15 protein-coding genes and 1 pseudogene are annotated in these 17,822 nt (G+C 61.5%); 3 read left to right on the top strand and 13 right to left on the bottom strand.

Features of this window, described 5'->3' with window-relative positions:
* Positions 1–80 precede the first annotated feature (80 nt).
* The 3 genes from CAG47_RS12085 to CAG47_RS12075 are packed head-to-tail and all read right to left on the bottom strand — an operon-like array spanning position 81 to position 2,352.
* Positions 81–791, bottom strand: coding sequence for an ABC transporter permease (locus CAG47_RS12085; RefSeq protein WP_085725088.1), 711 nt, complete (start codon positions 789–791; stop codon positions 81–83).
* The gene (locus CAG47_RS12080) at positions 788–1,513 is read right to left on the bottom strand and encodes an ABC transporter permease (RefSeq protein WP_085725087.1); all 726 of its coding nucleotides are present in this window, start codon (positions 1,511–1,513) and stop codon (positions 788–790) included. The genes CAG47_RS12085 and CAG47_RS12080 overlap by 4 nt, the downstream gene beginning before the upstream one ends.
* Before the next feature lie 59 nt (positions 1,514–1,572).
* Positions 1,573–2,352, bottom strand: a complete 780-nt coding sequence (locus CAG47_RS12075) for a transporter substrate-binding domain-containing protein (RefSeq protein WP_085725086.1) — start codon at positions 2,350–2,352, stop codon at positions 1,573–1,575.
* 576 nt (positions 2,353–2,928) lie between these two features.
* Between CAG47_RS12075 and CAG47_RS12070 the strand changes: the two genes are divergently transcribed.
* On the top strand, positions 2,929–3,975 hold the full coding sequence (locus CAG47_RS12070; RefSeq protein ID WP_085725085.1) for an ornithine cyclodeaminase: 1,047 nt from the start codon (positions 2,929–2,931) through the stop codon (positions 3,973–3,975).
* A 60-nt stretch (positions 3,976–4,035) separates the two neighbouring features.
* Here the strand turns inward: CAG47_RS12070 and CAG47_RS12065 are convergent, their stop codons facing one another.
* From CAG47_RS12065 to mqo, 3 genes are all read right to left on the bottom strand, one after another.
* Positions 4,036–4,680, bottom strand: a complete 645-nt coding sequence (locus CAG47_RS12065; RefSeq protein WP_085725084.1) for a c-type cytochrome — start codon at positions 4,678–4,680, stop codon at positions 4,036–4,038.
* Between the two features lie 9 nt (positions 4,681–4,689).
* A complete protein-coding gene (locus tag CAG47_RS12060) occupies positions 4,690–5,931 on the bottom strand; it encodes a molybdopterin-dependent oxidoreductase (protein ID WP_085725083.1) in 1,242 nt (413 codons plus the stop codon).
* Between the two features lie 389 nt (positions 5,932–6,320).
* Positions 6,321–7,967, bottom strand: coding sequence for a malate dehydrogenase (quinone) (mqo, locus tag CAG47_RS12050; protein WP_085725081.1), 1,647 nt, complete (start codon positions 7,965–7,967; stop codon positions 6,321–6,323).
* Between the two features lie 370 nt (positions 7,968–8,337).
* On the opposite strand from mqo, the gene ilvD reads away from it, so the two are divergent.
* Positions 8,338–10,020 (top strand): dihydroxy-acid dehydratase, encoded by a 1,683-nt coding sequence (gene ilvD, locus CAG47_RS12045; RefSeq protein WP_085725080.1) that lies wholly within the window; start codon positions 8,338–8,340, stop codon positions 10,018–10,020.
* A gap of 125 nt (positions 10,021–10,145) precedes the next feature.
* Here ilvD and CAG47_RS29335 read toward each other — a convergent pair whose 3' ends face one another.
* From CAG47_RS29335 to CAG47_RS12030, 4 genes and pseudogenes are all read right to left on the bottom strand, one after another.
* Positions 10,146–10,871 carry a methyl-accepting chemotaxis protein gene (locus CAG47_RS29335; protein ID WP_371917204.1) on the bottom strand — a complete coding sequence of 242 codons (726 nt, stop codon included), beginning with the start codon at positions 10,869–10,871 and terminating at the stop codon, positions 10,146–10,148.
* 132 nt (positions 10,872–11,003) lie between these two features.
* Positions 11,004–11,132, bottom strand: a pseudogene (locus CAG47_RS29330) (HAMP domain-containing protein); the annotation flags it as partial.
* A gap of 720 nt (positions 11,133–11,852) precedes the next feature.
* Positions 11,853–12,527, bottom strand: coding sequence for a DUF2238 domain-containing protein (locus CAG47_RS12035; RefSeq protein WP_085725078.1), 675 nt, complete (start codon positions 12,525–12,527; stop codon positions 11,853–11,855).
* A 215-nt stretch (positions 12,528–12,742) separates the two neighbouring features.
* Entirely contained in the window at positions 12,743–13,558 is an 816-nt protein-coding gene (locus tag CAG47_RS12030; protein WP_085725077.1) for an AraC family transcriptional regulator, read from the bottom strand.
* 133 nt (positions 13,559–13,691) lie between these two features.
* On the opposite strand from CAG47_RS12030, the gene CAG47_RS12025 reads away from it, so the two are divergent.
* A complete protein-coding gene (locus CAG47_RS12025) occupies positions 13,692–14,210 on the top strand; it encodes a carboxymuconolactone decarboxylase family protein (protein WP_085725076.1) in 519 nt (172 codons plus the stop codon).
* Positions 14,211–14,362: 152 nt separating this feature from the next.
* Here CAG47_RS12025 and CAG47_RS12020 read toward each other — a convergent pair whose 3' ends face one another.
* From CAG47_RS12020 to CAG47_RS12010, 3 genes are read right to left on the bottom strand one after another with little or no spacing between them, the layout of a single operon-like run.
* A complete protein-coding gene (locus CAG47_RS12020) occupies positions 14,363–15,871 on the bottom strand; it encodes a tripartite tricarboxylate transporter permease (RefSeq protein WP_085725075.1) in 1,509 nt (502 codons plus the stop codon).
* Positions 15,872–15,886: 15 nt separating this feature from the next.
* Entirely contained in the window at positions 15,887–16,372 is a 486-nt protein-coding gene (locus CAG47_RS12015; RefSeq protein ID WP_085725074.1) for a tripartite tricarboxylate transporter TctB family protein, read from the bottom strand.
* A gap of 1 nt (position 16,373) precedes the next feature.
* Entirely contained in the window at positions 16,374–17,339 is a 966-nt protein-coding gene (locus tag CAG47_RS12010; protein ID WP_085725073.1) for a tripartite tricarboxylate transporter substrate binding protein, read from the bottom strand.
* Between the last annotated feature and the right edge of the window lie 483 nt (positions 17,340–17,822).

Here is a 17,822-nt window from a genome sequence, read left to right as displayed (position 1 = left end):
ATTTTCAACGGTGAGTTTGTACATGGGAATGCTCCTGGAGCGGCTCGCTTATCGACGCCGCTCTGGATAAAGGATGGAAGTCAGTGGGCCGGGCCGAGAAAACTCAGCCAGCGCTTCTCCGCCAGGCGGAACGCGCCGACCAGCCCGAACGACAGCGCGAGGTACAACAGACCTGCAATGCCGAAGGCCTGGAATGTCATGAAGGTCGCCGCGTTGGCGTCCCGGGCGATTTTCAGGATGTCCGGAATCGTGGCGGTAAAGGCCACCGAAGTCGCGTGCAGCATCAGGATCACTTCGTTGCTGTAGTACGGCAGCGCGCGACGCAACGCCGAAGGCAGGATCAGTTGCAGGTACAGGCGCCAGCCACTGAGGCCATAGGCATGCGCCGCTTCGATTTCACCGTAGGGAATGCTGCGGATCGCCCCGGCGAAAATTTCCACGGTGTAGGCGCAGGTGTTGAGGGTGAACGCCAGCAGGGTGCAATTCATGGCGTCGCGGAAAAACGCTTCGAGCAGTGGCTGCGAACGGACCAGGGCAACGCCGTAGAGCCCGCTGTAGCAAATCAGCAACTGGATATACAAGGGCGTGCCGCGGAACACGTAGGTGAACAATTGCACAGGCCAACGCAGCAAGCCCCAGCGCGAAACCCGCAGGATTGCCAGGGGCAGTGACAAGGCGAAGCCCATGGCGATGCTCGCCACCAGCAGCCACAGGGTCATGGCCAACCCCGTGAGGGTCTCGCCGTCGCTGAACAGAAAGGGCTTCCAGTATTCGGCAATCAACTCGATCATCGCGCCATCCCCCGTACACCCTGGTTGTAACGCCGCTCCAACACGCGCAAAACGTAGTTCGAAGCACTGGTGATCAACAGGTAAAGCGCGGCCGCCAGCAACAGGAAATCAAGCATGTTGAAGGTGCTTTTGCCGGCCTCTTGCGCGACTTTGACCAGGTCCGACAAACCGATGATCGATACCAGCGCCGTGGCCTTGAGCAGCACCAGCCAGTTGTTGCCAAGGCTCGGCAAGGCAAAACGCATCATTTGCGGGAACACCACGAAACGAAAGCGCTGCCCGCGGTTCAGGCCAAAGCACGCCGCGGCTTCCTGCTGCCCCCGCGGCACACTGAGAATCGCCCCGCGAAAGGTCTCGGTGAAATACGCCCCGTAGATGAAACCAAGGGTGACGATGCCGGCCACGAAGGGGTCGATTTCCATGTAGGGCCAGCCCATGGACTCGGTCAGGGCGCTGAGCCAGCCTTGCAGGCTGTAGAAAATCAGCAGCATCAACACCAGGTCGGGCACGCCACGGATCAGTGTCGTGTAAAAGGTCGCCGGCAGGTTCAACAGCTTCAGCGGCGACAGCTTGGCCGCGGCGCCAAGCAGCCCCAGCGCCATGCTGACCAAAAGCGCGAGCGCCGACAGTTTCAGGGTGACCCAGGTGCCGTGTAGCAACAAAGGGCCATAGCCTTGCAGGGCCGAAAGGTCGAGCCCCGGAATATTCAGGAAGGAATTCACGCCAGTCACCTGTCTTGATGCGTCCCGGTCGCTGCATCACAGCGACCGGGACACGAGGATCAGTTGTTGTAGAGGTCCAGGTCACCGAAGTGTTTCTGCTGGATCTGCGCATAGATGCCCTTGTCGTGCAGGGCCTTGATGGCGGCATTGAGCATGCCTTTGAGCTCCTCGTTGTCCTTGCGCACGCCAATGGCGATTTCCGACGGAACCAACGGATCGCTGATGCCTTCACTGTTCTGGAACTGCGCCCCTTGTGGCGAGGCGAGGAAACTCATCTGCGCTTGCAGCTTGTCCTGGATCGACGCATCGAGACGGCCATAGACCAGGTCGGCATAGACCTGATCCTGACTCTGGTAGGCGCGCAGTTTCACCCCGCCTGGCGCCAGCCTGGCCTTGGCGTAGGTTTCCTGAATCGTGCCTTGCATGTAACCGATGGTTTTGCCCCGCAGCGATTCGGCGGTAGGCAGCAGCCCGGAGTCTTTGCGGGTGACGATGGCGGTCGGTCCGGCGTACAGGCGATCGGTGAAATCGATCTGTTTTTTGCGCGCATCGGTAACAGTCATCGACGATTCGATGGCATCGAACTTGCCGGCCTTGAGCCCCGGAATCAGCCCGTCGAAGTCATTGCTGACCCACACGCAGGTCAGCTTCAACTCGGCACAAATCGCATTGCCCAGATCCACGCCGAAGCCCTGGACACCGCCATCGGCCGTGGTGGATTCAAAGGGTGGGTAGCTTGGGTTGACGCCAAATCGCAACTCCTTCCACTCCTTGGCACTGGCGCCCGTGGTGCAGCACAGCAACGCGATTGCCGGCAAAGTCAGCCATTTGATGTTCATCTTCTTGAGTCCCGGATTATTTGGATTTATCGCGATCCGGCGCCTGCGTCGGACCACACTTTTTTGACAGGGGCAGAGAATCGATGCGGTCTTCACCGCAGCCGTTTTTTTGTTGTTGTTTTCGACTGCAAGCGAGCAGTCGTCGGGGTTGCAATCCATCTCAGGCAGCGAGTGACAAGTGCTTGAAACGGACCGCCAGAATGCCAAGTGTCGGGATGTCGCGGGTGTCGTAAGCCTGGGTTGAAACAGCGCGCCTGTGCTGAACGACGGTCTTTCACAGCCGATTCTGTCGCCTACTGTAGCAGCGAGCATGCTCGCGATGAGGCCGTCAGATCCAACCACTTCGTTGGCTGCTATACCGCCATCGCGAGCGTGCCGCAAGCGGGCACTCGCTCCTACAGTTTCCTGGTGTACGAGCCGTGACCGATTCCGCTGTGACGCTGTGTTTTTCGACTTCTCTGGCTGTATCCAGGATCGGTATCGGCCGAAATTTCCTCGGCATCGCCTCGACAATAGGTCCGTTGCACATACGTGGCCGTCCAGACCGGCACTCCCAACATCGCCAAGGAACCCAATATGACCCGTTACATCGACGTCAATGATCTGAGCCGCCTCGTCCAGGAAAAAGGCTTGCCCCGTTGCCTGATCGAAATGGCCGAATACATCCGTCAAGACTACGTACGCTGGCCGGATTTCGAAAAGTGCGCGCGCCTGGCGAACCACTCACCCGAGGGCGTCATCGAGCTGATGCCCGTGTCCGATGCCGCGCTCTACGCCTTCAAGTATGTCAACGGTCATCCGAAGAACACCCACAACGGCATGCTGACAGTCATGGCCTTTGGTGCACTGGGAGATGTCGATACCGGCGCACCTGTTTTACTCAGTGAAATGACGCTGACCACCGCCATTCGCACCGCCGCCACTTCCGCCCTCGCCGCCCGCTACCTCGCCCGGCCGGACAGCCGCCGGATGGCACTGATCGGCAACGGTTCACAGAGCGAATTCCAGGCCGTGGCCTTTCATACCTTGGCGGGCATCAATGAAATCAGCCTCTACGACATCGACCCGGCCGCGACGGCCAAGCTGGTCGCCAATCTGCGGGCTTACCCGGCGATACAGGTGACGGTTGCCAAGACCGTCGCAGACGCGGTACGGGGCGCCGATATCGTGACCACGGTCACGGCCGACAAGGCCTACGCAACGATCCTGACCCCTGAAATGATCGAACCCGGGATGCACCTCAACGCCGTGGGCGGCGATTGCCCCGGCAAGACCGAATTGCACCGGGACATCGTGGAACGGGCGCGGGTCATGGTGGAGTACGAGCCGCAAAGCCGCATCGAAGGGGAAATTCAGCAGATGCCCGCCGACTCTCCGGTGATCGAATTCTGGAAAGTCATCACGGGTCAGACTCCAGGCCGCCAGCATGCCGGGGAAATCACCTTGTTCGACTCGGTCGGCTTCGCTATCGAGGATTACTCCGCCTTGCGCTACGTGCTGGACGTTGCCAGAACGCTTAACATTGGCAGCGACATCCAACTGGTGCCAGAGCTGCAGGATCCCAAGAACCTGTTTTCGCTACTGCTGCCTTCAGCGACAGTCGAAACAAGGTTGCGGGCTTGATGCCACTGCGACGAAAGCCCACTGCCCCTCGCCGGTTCAGTGGGCTCTGTTGCCTCAGGCTCACTGGCTCATGATGAAGGTCGCCAGGCTTTTCAAGTCGTCCGGGCTCAACTGCGCGAACGGCGGCATGGGCACATCCCCCCACTTTCCGCTGCCGCCGTGCTCGATGCTGGACATGATCCGAGCCAGCGCCTGCGGGTCATTGGCGTATTTGACCGCCACATCGTGATAGGCCGGGCCGACGACCTTATGGTCGACGGCGTGACAGGACAGGCAAGCATTGTCCTTGAGCAAGGCCGAGGCGACTTTCGCTACCGACACCGTGGGCGGCTGGTCCGCCGGCGGGTTGGAGGCTGCCTGAACATCGGCATCGCTTGCCTTGGCACTGCCGTAGGTCACCGCCAGGTAGGCGCCGATGACATTCACCTCCTGGTCGCTGATCGGCGCACCGTACACGTGCTGCATCTTGCCCGCTTCGGCGGTCCACTGCGCCAGGCTCATGCCCGGTGGCTGGAAGCTGATGTAGTCGGCCGAATGGCAGATCGAACACTTCTGCTGGGCCAACGGATAACCCGGCAGCGTACTGGGCTTGAACGCCGCCGTTTCGGGCGGCAACGTGATGGAAAGTGGCGCTGCGCTTGCCAGGCTGACCAGACCAGCCTGGGACGCCCACAACAAGGCGGTCATGCATTTCACAAGTTTCATGCGGCCTCCTCAGGCGACGGTCACGTGGCTGGTTTCGACGACGTGGCGGCGGTAGCCACCGGGGTTCCAGTCGGCTTGCAGCGGCTGCGTCTCGCCCGCACTGTTGCTGGCTCGCACCATCAACTGTGTGGCGCCTTTGCTGGTAAAGGTGATCGGCAGTGTCCACTCACGGAAGGAGAAACGGCCAAGGTCTTGCCCGAGCGTGGTTGCGCGCCAGGTTTTGCCGCCGTCGATCGACACTTCCACCTTGTTGACCCCGGCGCCGCCGTCGAAGGCAATGCCCTTGAGCAGCACGCTCTTGTTCAACGGCAATACCTCGCCGTGTTTGACGCTGGTGATGAAACTGCGTACCGGCAGCTTTGAAATCGGCTGGGTTTTCGCCGCCGTGGTGCCGGGGGCAATGCACAGGCAATCGTTATCCGGCACCCGGTAACCCTTGGCCATGAAGAAACCGTCGTAAGTCGTGTCGATGACTTCGATCTCACTCAGGTGCTTGACCCAGTACGTGCCGAAATAGCCGGGCACCACCAGGCGAATCGGATAACCGTTGAGAAACGGCAAGTCGGTGCCGTTCATGGACCAGGCGATCATCGGCTCGCCGTCCAAGGCATGGCTGATGTCCAGCGCCTTGATGAACTCCGGCGTGCTCGGCAGCACCGGCTTGTCCAGCCCACGGAAGGTCACTTGCACAGCGCTGGCTTTCACGCCGGCCTTTTCCAACACGGCCTTGAGCGGTACCCCCAGCCAACGTGCATTGCCCATGGAACCATTGCCCAACTGAGCACCGAACACGCGAGGCATGGAGAAGCCACGGCTGTTACCCGAACACTGATTGACCGCCACCACTTCCACCGGTTCGGCGAGAGCCTTGAGCTCGGCAAGGGAAAGCGACAGCGGCGTGTCGACCGAGCCCTTGATCGTCAGGCGGTAGGAGTCGGGATCGATGCTGGTGGGGAAATTCGCCAGGTGGTAACGCACGAAAAAGGCGTCATTGGGCGTGATCGGCCCGTCGTTGAACACCGGGAACGGCGTCTCCAGGTGCGGCGGCCGAGTGGTCACCAGGGTCAACGGGCGTTTTTGCGGGTACTGCACCAACGGGCGCGGGCCTGCGGCAAAGGTCACTTCCTCTGCGCTTTCATCGGCTGCACTGGCGAGATTCGCCAAAGGCGAGGCCGCCACGGCCAGCGTCAAGGCATCGCGTAAAACCCGCCGACGGCTCGGCTGGCTGCTGTCCAAAAAACTGAATTTCATTCTGCGCTCTCTCTATGATTTGTTTTATCGAGATGCAACTGCTTGTCCCCATCCGGGCACAACGCTTTCCTGTAGGAGCGAGCACGCTCGCGATGGTCGTCAACGATTACGCGTGCTTGCAGGTGAAACGCAGCGCTCTTGAGTCCATCGCGAGCGTGCTCGCTCCTACAGGTTCCCCCCAAGGCAGTGGGGTATCGTGAGAGAACCAGTATCGACACGAGCCCGCTGCAGGCTTTTCATTTAGCGTCAGTGGCTTGACAATTGATGACAACTGCGCCGAAGAAGCGCGGTATAGAGCCATCGCTCTCGGAAAGGGGCCTTGTCATCGCCCACAAAAAAACCCACTGACCGTCGCCGGTTCAGTGGGCTTTTTCTGACTGGGCTGCTGGTTACAGAGCCATATCACTCGCCGCATTAGCCTTCGGCGCTTTTACAGCCGTATCGACCGTCACCGGCGTCACAGCCGGCGCGATCACCGCGGGTGGCGGAGTCAGCTCCAGCACCTTGGCGGTGTAGGCCCACTCCTCGGCAACCTTCTCCGGACTGGCGTTCAGCTGAGTGCCATAGCTCGGCACGATCTGGTGCAGTTTTGCCTGCCACTCAGGGGTCGCGACCTTGTCCTTGAACACTTTCTGCAGCACGGTCAGCATGATCGGTGCGGCGGTCGAGGCGCCTGGGGAGGCGCCCAGCAGGCCGGCGATGCTGCCGTCTTGCGAGGCGACGATTTCGGTGCCCAGTTTCAGCACGCCACCGGCGGCTTCGTCACGCTTGATGATCTGCACGCGCTGGCCGGCTTGCCACAGGCGCCAGTCTTCGGCCTTGGCGTTCGGGAAGTATTCCTTCAGGGCGTTCATGCGGTCTTCGTCAGACAGCATCAACTGGCCTGCCAGGTACTCGACCAGCGGGTATTCCTTGATGCCGACCTTGGTCATTGGCCACACGTTGTGGGTGGTCGTGGTGGTCAGCAGGTCCAGGTACGAACCTTCCTTGAGGAACTTGGTGCTGAAGGTCGCGAACGGGCCAAACAGGATCACGCGCTTGCCGTCCAGCACGCGGGTGTCCAGGTGCGGAACCGACATCGGCGGTGCGCCCACCGAAGCCTTGCCGTAGGCCTTGGCCAGGTGTTGCTCGGCGATGGTCGGGTTCTCGGTCACCAGGAACGAGCCGCCTACCGGGAAGCCTGCGTATTCCCTGGCTTCAGGAATGCCGGACTTCTGCAGCAGGTGCAGGGCACCGCCGCCGGCACCGATGAACACGAACTTGGCGTCGGTCTCGGACTTGCTGCCGTCCTTGAGGTTCTTGTAGCTGACGTGCCAGCTGCCGTCTGCGTTTTTGCTGATGTCCTGCACTTCGCTGGACAGCTTCAAGTCGAACTTCGGCGTGGTTTGCAGGTGAGCAACGAACTGGCGCGTGATTTCGCCGAAGTTCACGTCGGTGCCGATCGGACTCCAGGTGGCCGCGACTTTCTGGTTCGGGTCACGCCCTTCCATCATCAGCGGCACCCACTGCTTGATCACAGCCGGGTCTTCGGAGTACTGCATGCCGGCGAACAGCGGGCTCGCCTGCAGGGCGTCGTAGCGCTTTTTCAGGAACTTGATGTTGTCATCGCCCCACACGAAGCTCATGTGCGGAGTGGAGTTGATGAACGAACGCGGGTTCTTCAGCACACCTTGCTGAACCTGCCAGGCCCAGAACTGGCGGGAAATCTGGAAGGCTTCGTTGATTTCAACGGCCTTGGGGATCGAGACCTTGCCGTTTTCGTCTTCCGGGGTGTAGTTCAGCTCGGCCAGGGCGGAGTGACCGGTACCGGCGTTGTTCCAGCCGTTGGAGCTTTCCTGGGCGACGCCATCGAGGCGCTCGATCATTTCCATCGACGTGCCAGGTTCCAGCTCATTGAGCCAGACCCCCAGGGTCGCGCTCATGATGCCGCCGCCAATCAGCAGCACATCGACTTTCTTTGCCTCTTGCGCATGGACCGAAGTCATGCCCATCGACAAAGCCAGCCCCAGCAGGGCCGTGTTCACTTTCTTAAACATCTGTAGCACCTATGATAAAACGTCATCCGCCCTTCCATCCTCACGCGCACAGCCCCGTGTTTCGCGGCAGTCACGGGTGCGGCACTCAAGGATCGCAGGGTGGGCACACAAGGCCGACGAACCGCATCGACCCCAGTTGAATGTCCCTTCTGAACTGACTTTTTATCTTTATTGGCTTCAGCTACTTGAGCGACAGTGATTCGGTCGGCACGTCTAGAAGACATGCCAACTGAATAGGTCAAACCAAGTGGGCGCGAAGAATATCACGACAGGGCTTACCCGTGCGTCTGTTCCCGACCGTTTAGTCCGGGCCCGGGCACCCGGCCTTCTATACTCACCCTGTTTTTCTCAATGAGTGTGAGGAACAGCCATGAGCGATAAAGACGATCTGCGCAAGTATTCCTCTCAAGTGATCGACGGCGTAGAGGCCGCACCGGCCCGCGCCATGCTGCGGGCCGTGGGCTTTACCGATGCGGACTTCGACAAGCCGCAGGTCGGCATCGCCTCGACCTGGGCCATGGTCACGCCCTGCAACATGCACATCGACAAGCTGGCGCTCGAAGCCGAAAAAGGCGCGAATGCCGCAGGCGCCAAGGGTGTGATCTTCAACACCATCACCATTTCCGACGGCATCGCCAACGGCACCGAAGGCATGAAGTATTCGCTGGTGTCCCGCGAGGTGATCGCCGACTCCATCGAAGTGGTGGCCGGTTGCGAGGGCTTCGACGGGCTGGTGACCATCGGCGGCTGCGACAAGAACATGCCAGGCTGCCTGATCGGCATGGCACGGCTCAATCGCCCGTCGGTCTTTGTCTATGGCGGCACCATCCAGCCGGGCGCCGGCCATACCGACATCATTTCCGTGTTCGAGGCCGTGGGCCAGCATGCGCGGGGCGATATCAGCAAGATTCAGGTCAAGCAGATCGAGGAAGTGGCGATTCCCGGCCCCGGCTCCTGTGGCGGCATGTACACCGCCAACACCATGGCTTCGGCCATTGAAGCATTGGGCATGAGCCTGCCCGGTTCCAGCTCCCAGGACGCCATCGGTGGCGACAAGGCCTCGGACAGTTTCCGCGCCGGCCAGCAGGTCATGGAGCTACTCAAGCTCGACCTCAAGCCCCGCGACATCATGACCCGCAAAGCCTTCGAGAATGCCATTCGCGTGGTGATCGCCCTCGCCGGCTCGACCAACGCCGTGCTGCATCTGTTGGCCATGGCCAATGCGGTGGATGTCGAACTGACCCTGGATGACTTCGTCGAGCTGGGCAAGATCTCCCCCGTGGTCGCCGACCTGCGCCCCAGCGGCAAGTACATGATGAGCGAACTGGTGGCCATCGGCGGCATTCAACCGCTGATGAAACGCATGCTCGATGCCGGCATGCTGCACGGCGATGTGCTGACTGTCACCGGCCAGACCCTGGCGCAAAACCTCGCCGGCGTGCCCGACTACCCGGCCGGCCAGGACGTGATCCGGCCGTTCGACCAGCCGATCAAAAAGGACTCCCACCTGGTCGTTCTGCGCGGCAACCTCTCGCCCACTGGCGCCGTGGCCAAGATCACCGGCAAGGAAGGCTTGCGCTTCGAAGGCACGGCCCGGGTCTATCACGGCGAGGAAGGTGCGCTGGCCGGCATTCTCAACGGCGAGGTGCAGCCCGGCGAAGTGATCGTGATCCGTTACGAAGGGCCCAAGGGCGGGCCAGGCATGCGCGAAATGCTGTCGCCGACGTCAGCGGTCATGGGCAAGGGCCTGGGCAAGGACGTGGCGCTGATCACGGATGGCCGCTTTTCCGGCGGCTCCCACGGTTTCGTGGTCGGCCATATCACACCGGAGGCCTTCGAGGGTGGGCCGATTGCGCTGATCGAGAATGGCGACAGGATCATCATCGATGCCGAATCCCGGCAGATTACCGTCGATGTCTCCGATGCCGTGCTGGCCGAACGCAAGTCGCGCTGGGTGCGTCCGGAGTCGAAATACAAGCGCGGGGTGCTGGCCAAGTATGCGAAGACGGTGTCCAGTGCTTCGGAGGGGGCGGTGACGGATAAATATCTTTAGGACAGGCGGTGTCTGGTCTGACGCCTTCGCGAGCAGGCTCGCTCCCACAGGGGATCTCCTTGTGCCGAAGATCCTTTGTGGGAGCGAGCCTGCTCGCGAAGGCGTCAGGTCAGGCAACCTCGACCTCAAAGCCGAAACCGATCCACCGACTGCGACAACTGCCCCGCCAGGCTCGACAACTCATCGGTCGTCGAAGCCGTCTGCCCGATCACCTTGCTGTTGCCTTCCGACATGCCGGCAATCATCTCCACCTGATGGGCGATTTCGTTGCTGGCCAGGCTTTGTTCGCCGATGGTGCGGCTGATGTCATTGACCAGTTGCGTGGTATGCAACGTGGCCTCGAGGATCTCGCGAATGGCGCGCTCGACATCGGCCGTCACCGCCATGCCTTTGTCGACCTGGGCCACGCCCTCTTCCATGCTGATCACCGCCTCGCGGGTGCTTTGCTGGATGCGCGCGACCATGCTGGCGATTTCCTGGGTGGAGGCGCTGGTGCGCCCCGCCAGACTGCGAACCTCATCGGCCACCACGGCAAAACCACGACCCTGCTCGCCGGCGCGGGCGGCTTCGATGGCGGCGTTGAGTGCCAGCAGGTTGGTCTGGTCGGCGATGCCCTTGATCACCTGGATGATGTTGAAAATCCCTTCCGACTCTTTGTCCAGTGTGCGAATCACCTGCGCCGACTGCTGCGCCGAACGCGCGATGCCGTCCATGTCGCTGACCACCTGATGGATCACCCGGCCGCCGTCCTTGGCCAGGGACTCGGCCTGATTGGCCATGTCCAGCGCCCGCTCGGCATGCCGGGTGATTTCCTCGATGCTCGCGGTCATTTCGCTGGCGGCCGCGGCCATGGTGCTGGCCGCCGCGCTTTGCTGCTGGCTGCTGCCCGCGACCTCATGGCAACCGTTGCTCAGTTGCGCGCTCATGCCGCTGACGCCGTGGGCGTTGCTGCGCACGACCTCTATCATGCCGCGCAAATCCCGTTGCATGGTCGCCAGGCTACGGATCAATGCGCTGGCTTCATCATTATGGGTGGGCTCGGCAATCGGTTCGCTGAGGTTGCCATGGGCGATGCTCTCGGCGATGCGGCTGGCGGTTTGCAACGGGCCCATGATGCTCAGGATCGCCGTACGCCCCAGCGCCAGTAGCAGCAACAGGCTGGCGATCAGCACACCGGCCAGGGTCAGGTTGGCGTTGCTGATGGCGTGAGCCGTACCTTGGCTGGTCTGTTGCGTGTCGCTTTCGATCAACTCGCTGAGGGCGGTCATCTGGTCTTCCAGCTGGCTGAAGGCGCTGTTGAACGCGCCCACGTCCTGTTGCGCGGCTTCAGGGTTCTCCAGCGCCAGCCCGGCGATGCGTTCGGCGGTGCCGATGTAGGTGTCGAGACTGGGCTTGATCCTGTTCAGGCCGGCCTTGATGGTGTCGTTGACCGGCAGCTTGAGGTTTTCCCCGAGCACTTCGCGAAAGCGCTGGGTGTGCTCTTCGATGGAACTGCGCACCTCGGCCTTGCTGCTGGTGCTTTTGTTCAAGCCCACCAGCATGGCCGACAGCACATCGGCGCGCAGCGCGTCGTGCATCATGTCGGCTTCGAGGTGATTGCGCAGCGCGACCATGCTGACGTTGTTGTCTTCCACGGCCCCGGCCATCCGGGTGTTTCCCAGGTAACTGACCAGGCTCATGATCAACGCAGCGAGCAATTCGGTGCCGATCAGCAATGTTAAGCGCAGTTTTATGGACACTCTGTGGTTCCTCTCTGGCACGTATGACGGCAGGGTTTGCCCCGCGCGGATGGCTTCAAGAGGTTATCGACGGGATCGGACGGTCATTGAGGGCTATCCCCACAAATTGTCTTTTTTGCGACATACGGTCGTCAGCGGTTGTTTGCGCGCCATGCCGCGCAGGGACACCAGCACCAGGGTGGTACAGGCGCCGAGCACCGCGATGGCCATGTCCTTTTGCGAGTCCCACGGATCGTTTTGCGCGCCGACAAAGGCGTTCGCCGTGTCATTGCCCAGGAAGGCCCCGCCGATCCACTCCACCAGTTCGTACAGGGCGGACGTCGACAGCATGATGTTCAGGGTCACGAAAAACAGCCAGAACCCGCGCAGGGGCGTCAGGCGCCACAGGACTTCACGCACCGGGTAAGCCAGCAACAGCCCGTAGCTCAGATGCACCAGTCGGTCGTAGTGATTGCGGTGAACACCGGACAGCCGCTCGAAACTGAAGCCCAGCCACGCCGAAGACCAGTGTTCGTAAGGCACCAGGGAATAGGTGTAGTGGGCGCCCAATTCATGAACGCACAGAAACGCAAACACCAGCCTGATCGACCTCGCCGACAGACGGAACCGGCGAGCGACCGCCACCAGCGTCCCCACCAGCAACAGCACCAGCAGGTTTTCCAGCGCCCAGTCCACCCGGCTGCGGGGTGAAAAGCCCGACGCCACGACTATCACCACAAACACCATGAGCAACGTCAGGTCGTGCCGTATGTTTTGGTTCGGCTGCATGGCTGGAATACCTCGAAGTCAGGCCATCGCCCTTTTAACTTCGAGGCAAGGCCGTCAGGCAAGTTCGCTTTTTTCCTCCAGGCCATGCTGCACAAAGACATTGCGGAACCTGTAGGAGCGAGCCTGCTCGCGATAGCGTCAGGTCAGTCGACATTGATGTTGAATGGACTACCGCTATCGCAAGCAGGCTCGCTCCTACAGGGGGATAGCGTTGATCAACTACCCTTCCACTCCCGAGGGCTCAGCCCGGTCTTGCGCCGAAACGCCCGGGCCAGCGCCGAGGGGCTTTCGTAGCCGACTTCCTCGGCGATCAACGCAATCGGCCGGCCCTCGCGCAAGCGTTTCTGCGCCAGGCTGATGCGCCAACTCACCAGGTAATCCACCGGCGTCTGCCCGACCACCCGGCGAAAGTGCTCGGCGAAGCTGGCCCGCGACATGTTGGCGGCGGCCGAGAGTTCGGCCACGCTCCAGGCCTTGGCCGGGGCTTGATGCATCAGGCTCAGGGGCCGCGCCAGGCGCCCATCGGCGAGACCGGCCATCATGCCCGGTTGCTGGCCAGTGGTGCTCAGGATGTGCCGCAACAACAGAATCACCAGCAACTCGAACAGGCGATCCATCACTGCTTCGCGCCCGCAAGTACCGTCGAATGCTTCGTTGAACAGCCATTCCAGGGTCCCGGCCAGGCTCGGGATCTCATCGAGCTTGAGCACCAGGTAATCCGGCAGCGCCGCCGCCAGGGCATTGCCCGCACCGCCGTCGAAATCCAGGGTCGCGCACACCAGTTGTGTACCGGATTCTTCAGACGCGACCAGGCGATGTCGATAGGGTCGGGGGAAAAAGATCAGGCTCGGTTCGGTCAGTTGCAGGTCCGCCTGGTCGCCCAGCTTGAGCAACAATTCACCGGCCTGCAGCAAGTGCATGTGGCCGCTGGCCTGCTGGCCGTCGTAGGCGGAGGTGCCACAAAACGTGCCGCTGTGAAAGGTGCCGGCATTGACGCCGAAGTGAGTGAGCAGCGTCGACAAGCGATCCATGACAGGCTCCCGGAAACAGTTCTGGACGATCTGTCGCATATCCTCGACGATTTGCACCCAACAAGCCAGACGCTGTCCCTAACATCTGCTCCGTACCCAGCGCATACCGCGCTGTAAAAAACGGAGTTCGACCATGAGCCGCATCCCTGCAATCAACCTGGAACACGCTACCGACGTCACTCGCCCGCTGCTGGAAGGCGTGCAGAAGAAAATCGGCTTTCTGCCCAACCTCTTCAAAGTATTGGCCCACGCCCCGGCGGTGCTGGCTTCGTACCTGCAAAACTCGGCGGCATTGGGCAAGACGTCCCTGAGCGCCACGGAAAAGGAAGCAGTGTTCCTCGCCACGTCCCAGGTCAACGGCTGCGACTACTGCCTGGCGGCCCATACGGTGTTCGCCGGCAAGGCCGGGCTGTCGCGCCAGGACATCCTCAGCGCGCGTCAAGGTGAACTCAACGCTTATGCCGTCCTCGCCCGCCAGGTCACCGAAAGCCGTGGGCACCTGACGGTCGACCAGATCGCCGCGGCCCGTGCCGCCGGCATCGATGACGGCAAGATCATCGAAGTGATCGCCCACGTAGCGTCGCAGACACTGACCAACTACCTGAACAACGCCGCGCTGACCGACATCGACTTCCCGGCCATCGACGCCTGAGCCCGTAGCTGTACGCAGTATTTGCGAGCTACCGACATACCTGTAGGAGCGAGCATGCTCGCGATGGCGCAGTTTCAGTCGACATCATTGGTGTCGGACACACCGCTATCGCGAGCATGCTCGCTCCTACAGGTGTTGCGCATTCGCAGGACTCAATCATCCTCATGCAGCTTGATGCCGCGTTTATGCAGCACATGGGGTACCACCAACACTACCAATGTCAGGGCGAGGAAGAACGCCGAGATCGGTTGCGTGAGGAACACCGTCCAGTCGCCCTGACTGATGGACAAGGCGTTACGCAGTTGTTTCTCGGCCATCGGCCCCAGCAGCATGCCGACGATCACCGGGGCGACGGGGAAATCGAAGCGCCGCATCAGCACCCCGCCCCAGCCAATCGCCAACATCAGGATCAGGTCGAAGGATGAGTGACGCATGCCGTACACGCCGATGGTGGCGAAGACCAGGATGCCGGCGTTCAGGTAGGGCCGGGGGATTTGCAGCAGTTTGACCCACAGGCCCACCAGCGGCAGGTTCAACACCAGCAGAATCACGTTGCCGATGTACAGCGAGGCCACCAGCGTCCAGACCAGGTCGGCGGAGGTTTCGAACAGCATCGGCCCCGGTTGCAGGTTGTAGTTCTGGAACGCGGCCAAAAGGATTGCAGCGGTAGCGGACGTCGGGATGCCCAGGGTCAGCAACGGCACCAGCGACCCGGTCGCGCTGGCATTATTCGCCGCTTCCGGGCCGGCGACACCTTCAATGGCGCCCTCGCCCTTGTTGGCGGAAAACTCCTTGGGGTGCTTGCTGAGCTTGCGTTCGGTGGAATAGGACAGAAAGGTCGGAATCTCGGCGCCACCGGCCGGAATCGAACCGAACGGAAAACCGATCAGCGTGCCCCGAAGCCACGCAGGCACCGAGCGTTTCCAGTCGGCCCGGGTCATCCACAACGAGGTCAGGCGATGCCGCCCCTCCTTTGTTTCAGCTTGATAGAGCAAGCTGTACAAGGCCTCGCCCACCGCGAACAGACCGACCGCCACCAGCACCACCTCGATGCCGTCCACCAACTCGGGCACGCCGAGGGTGTAGCGGGCAATGCCCGAGGTCGAGTCCAGACCGATCAAACCGATGGTCAAGCCAACGCCCAGCGAGGCGAACCCGCGCAGCATCGAAGCGCCGAGCACCGCCGACACGGTGGTGAATGACAGCACCAGGATCGCGAAGTATTCCGTCGGGCCGAAATTCAGTGCCAGCCTGGCCACGATGGGCGCGAACAGCGTCAGCAAAATCGTGGCGATGGTGCCGGCGATGAAAGAGCCTATCGCCGCCGTTGCCAGCGCCGGCCCGGCCCGGCCGTTGCGCGCCATCAGGTTGCCTTCCAGGGCCGTGACCATCGACGACGATTCGCCGGGGGTGTTGAGCAAAATCGAGGTCGTGGAGCCACCGAACTGCGCGCCGTAGTAGATACCGGCGAACATGATCAAGGCCCCTGTGGGGTCGACCTTGGCGGTGATCGGCAACAACAGCGCCACTGTCAGCGCCGGACCGATCCCCGGCAATACGCCGATGGCGGTGCCGAGCAGGCAGCCGATGAACCCCCACATCAGATTGATCGGCGTCAGCGCCGCGGCAAAACCCATCGCCAGGCTTGAAAGAATGTCCACGATGTCGCCCTCCTTTCAAAGCCAGATGTTGATCAGCGACGGCAGGGAAACCCCCAGCCCGGCGTTGAACAGCCAGTAGATCGGCAGGGTCAAGGCAATGCCGATGGCCAGGTCCCGCAGCGGATGACGGCTGCCAAAGCCCCGGGCCGAACAGGCAAACAGCAACCCGGCGGCCAGTACAAAACCGATGAGATTGATCAGCACCGCCACCCCGACCAGCCCTGCGGTCACCCAGGCCGCACCGGCTTTTCCATCGGGCACCGTACCCGTATCGTCGTTACCCAGTTCGCGAAAACCGCCGGTGAGCGCCTGCCAGCTCAACAACACGCCCACACCGCCGAGAAACGCCGCCACGACATAGGGGTAAACGTAGGCTGGAAGGATGACGAAGCCCATTTCGGGCGGAAAACGGTAGGCCCCCATTGCCAACATAACGCTGATGGCGATCAGGCCGATACCGACTGCCAATTGCGTCGGCACCACCGCGCGCAGTGGTGCCATTTCAAAGCAGCCCGACCTTGACCAGCATGGCGCGCAACCGTACGTGTTCTTCCTCGACGAATTTGCCGAATTCGTCGCCGGTCAGCACGCTGGAGGTCCAGGCGTTGGTCTGGATATTGTCCTGCCAGACCTTGCTGTTGGTGGCGGCCACGACAGCATCGATCACTTCCTTGCGCTGCTGCGGCGTAAGGCCCGATGCACCGTAAACGCCGCGCCAGTTGCCGATGATCACGTCATAGCCGCTCTCCTTGAGGGTTGGCGCATCGATGCCGGGCACGCGCTCCGGCGCGCCGATGGCCAGCACACGAAACTGACCGGCCTTGATGTATTGGCCCAGCTCGGCGTAACCGCCGGTGATCACCTTGAGCTGGCCGCCCAGCGCCTGGGCAACCACTTCGCCGCCTCCACCAAAGGCCACGTAGTTGACCTTGTTGACTGGAACATCCAGCTTGCCGGCAAGCTCGGCGATGCCGATGTGGTCGACCGAGCCCTTGGAGCCGCCGCCCCAGGTGATGCTGGTCGGATTGGCCTTGAAGGCCTTGATCAGGTCATCGAGGGTCTTGAATTCGGATTCCTTGCGCACGGCGATCACGTTGTACTCGGTGAACAGTCGGGCAATGGGCGTTACATCCTTGAGGCTGATCTGCGGTTTGTTCTGTTCGATACCCGCGACCATGATCGCGCCGACCACCAGCAATGCGTTCGGGTCGCCCTTGGTGCTGTTGGCGAATTGCGCCAGCCCCAGGGTCCCGCCCGCCCCGCCCTTGTTCTCGAAGGTCACGGCCTTGGCCGTATTGGCTTCGACCATGGCCTTGCCCAGTACCCGGGCGGTCTGGTCGTAACCACCGCCCACCGAGCCTGGGGCCATGAATTTCACGGTATCCAGCGCAAAGGCGGGTGCGACAAGCACGGCAGCGGTCAAACCGGCTGCCATGCAGCGACTGAATCGACGGATCAAGGCGGACATGGGCATCTCCTGATTGCATTGTTTTTATGGGTGCCGGTTGTCCATCGAGGTGTTCGATGAACAGGGGCCTGCGAACAAGCTTAGGCCATGGATCCGTGGGGTGATCTGTTTTGCTCAAACACCTGCCAATGACACCGCCCCCCCTATAAATCTGTAGGAGCGAGCATGCTCGCGATGACGTCGGCACATCCAACATCCACGTCGCCTGATACACCGCTATCGCGAGCATGCTCGCTCCTACAGGATCGCCTCGCTGACCTGAGCCCACTTAAACCGCCCCGGGCACTTTCGACAAAACAATGCTCCAGTACGCGTGTGATGACCTAACCTCATTGGCTAAGTGACCAACAACCCGTCGAGCACGCCGATGTTCAATGTATGCAAGTCAATGATCTGTGTCGCCTTCGCGCTTCTGGCGGCAAGCCCGGGATGGCTGCTGGCGGCGCCCACGGCCGACACCCTTGCCCCCGCCCCCACCCCCCC

Origin of the sequence: Pseudomonas sp. R37(2017) (assembly GCF_002113375.1) — a bacterium.
Classification (GTDB): Bacteria; Pseudomonadota; Gammaproteobacteria; order Pseudomonadales; family Pseudomonadaceae; genus Aquipseudomonas.
This window is presented reverse-complemented; position numbering and strand designations above follow the sequence as displayed.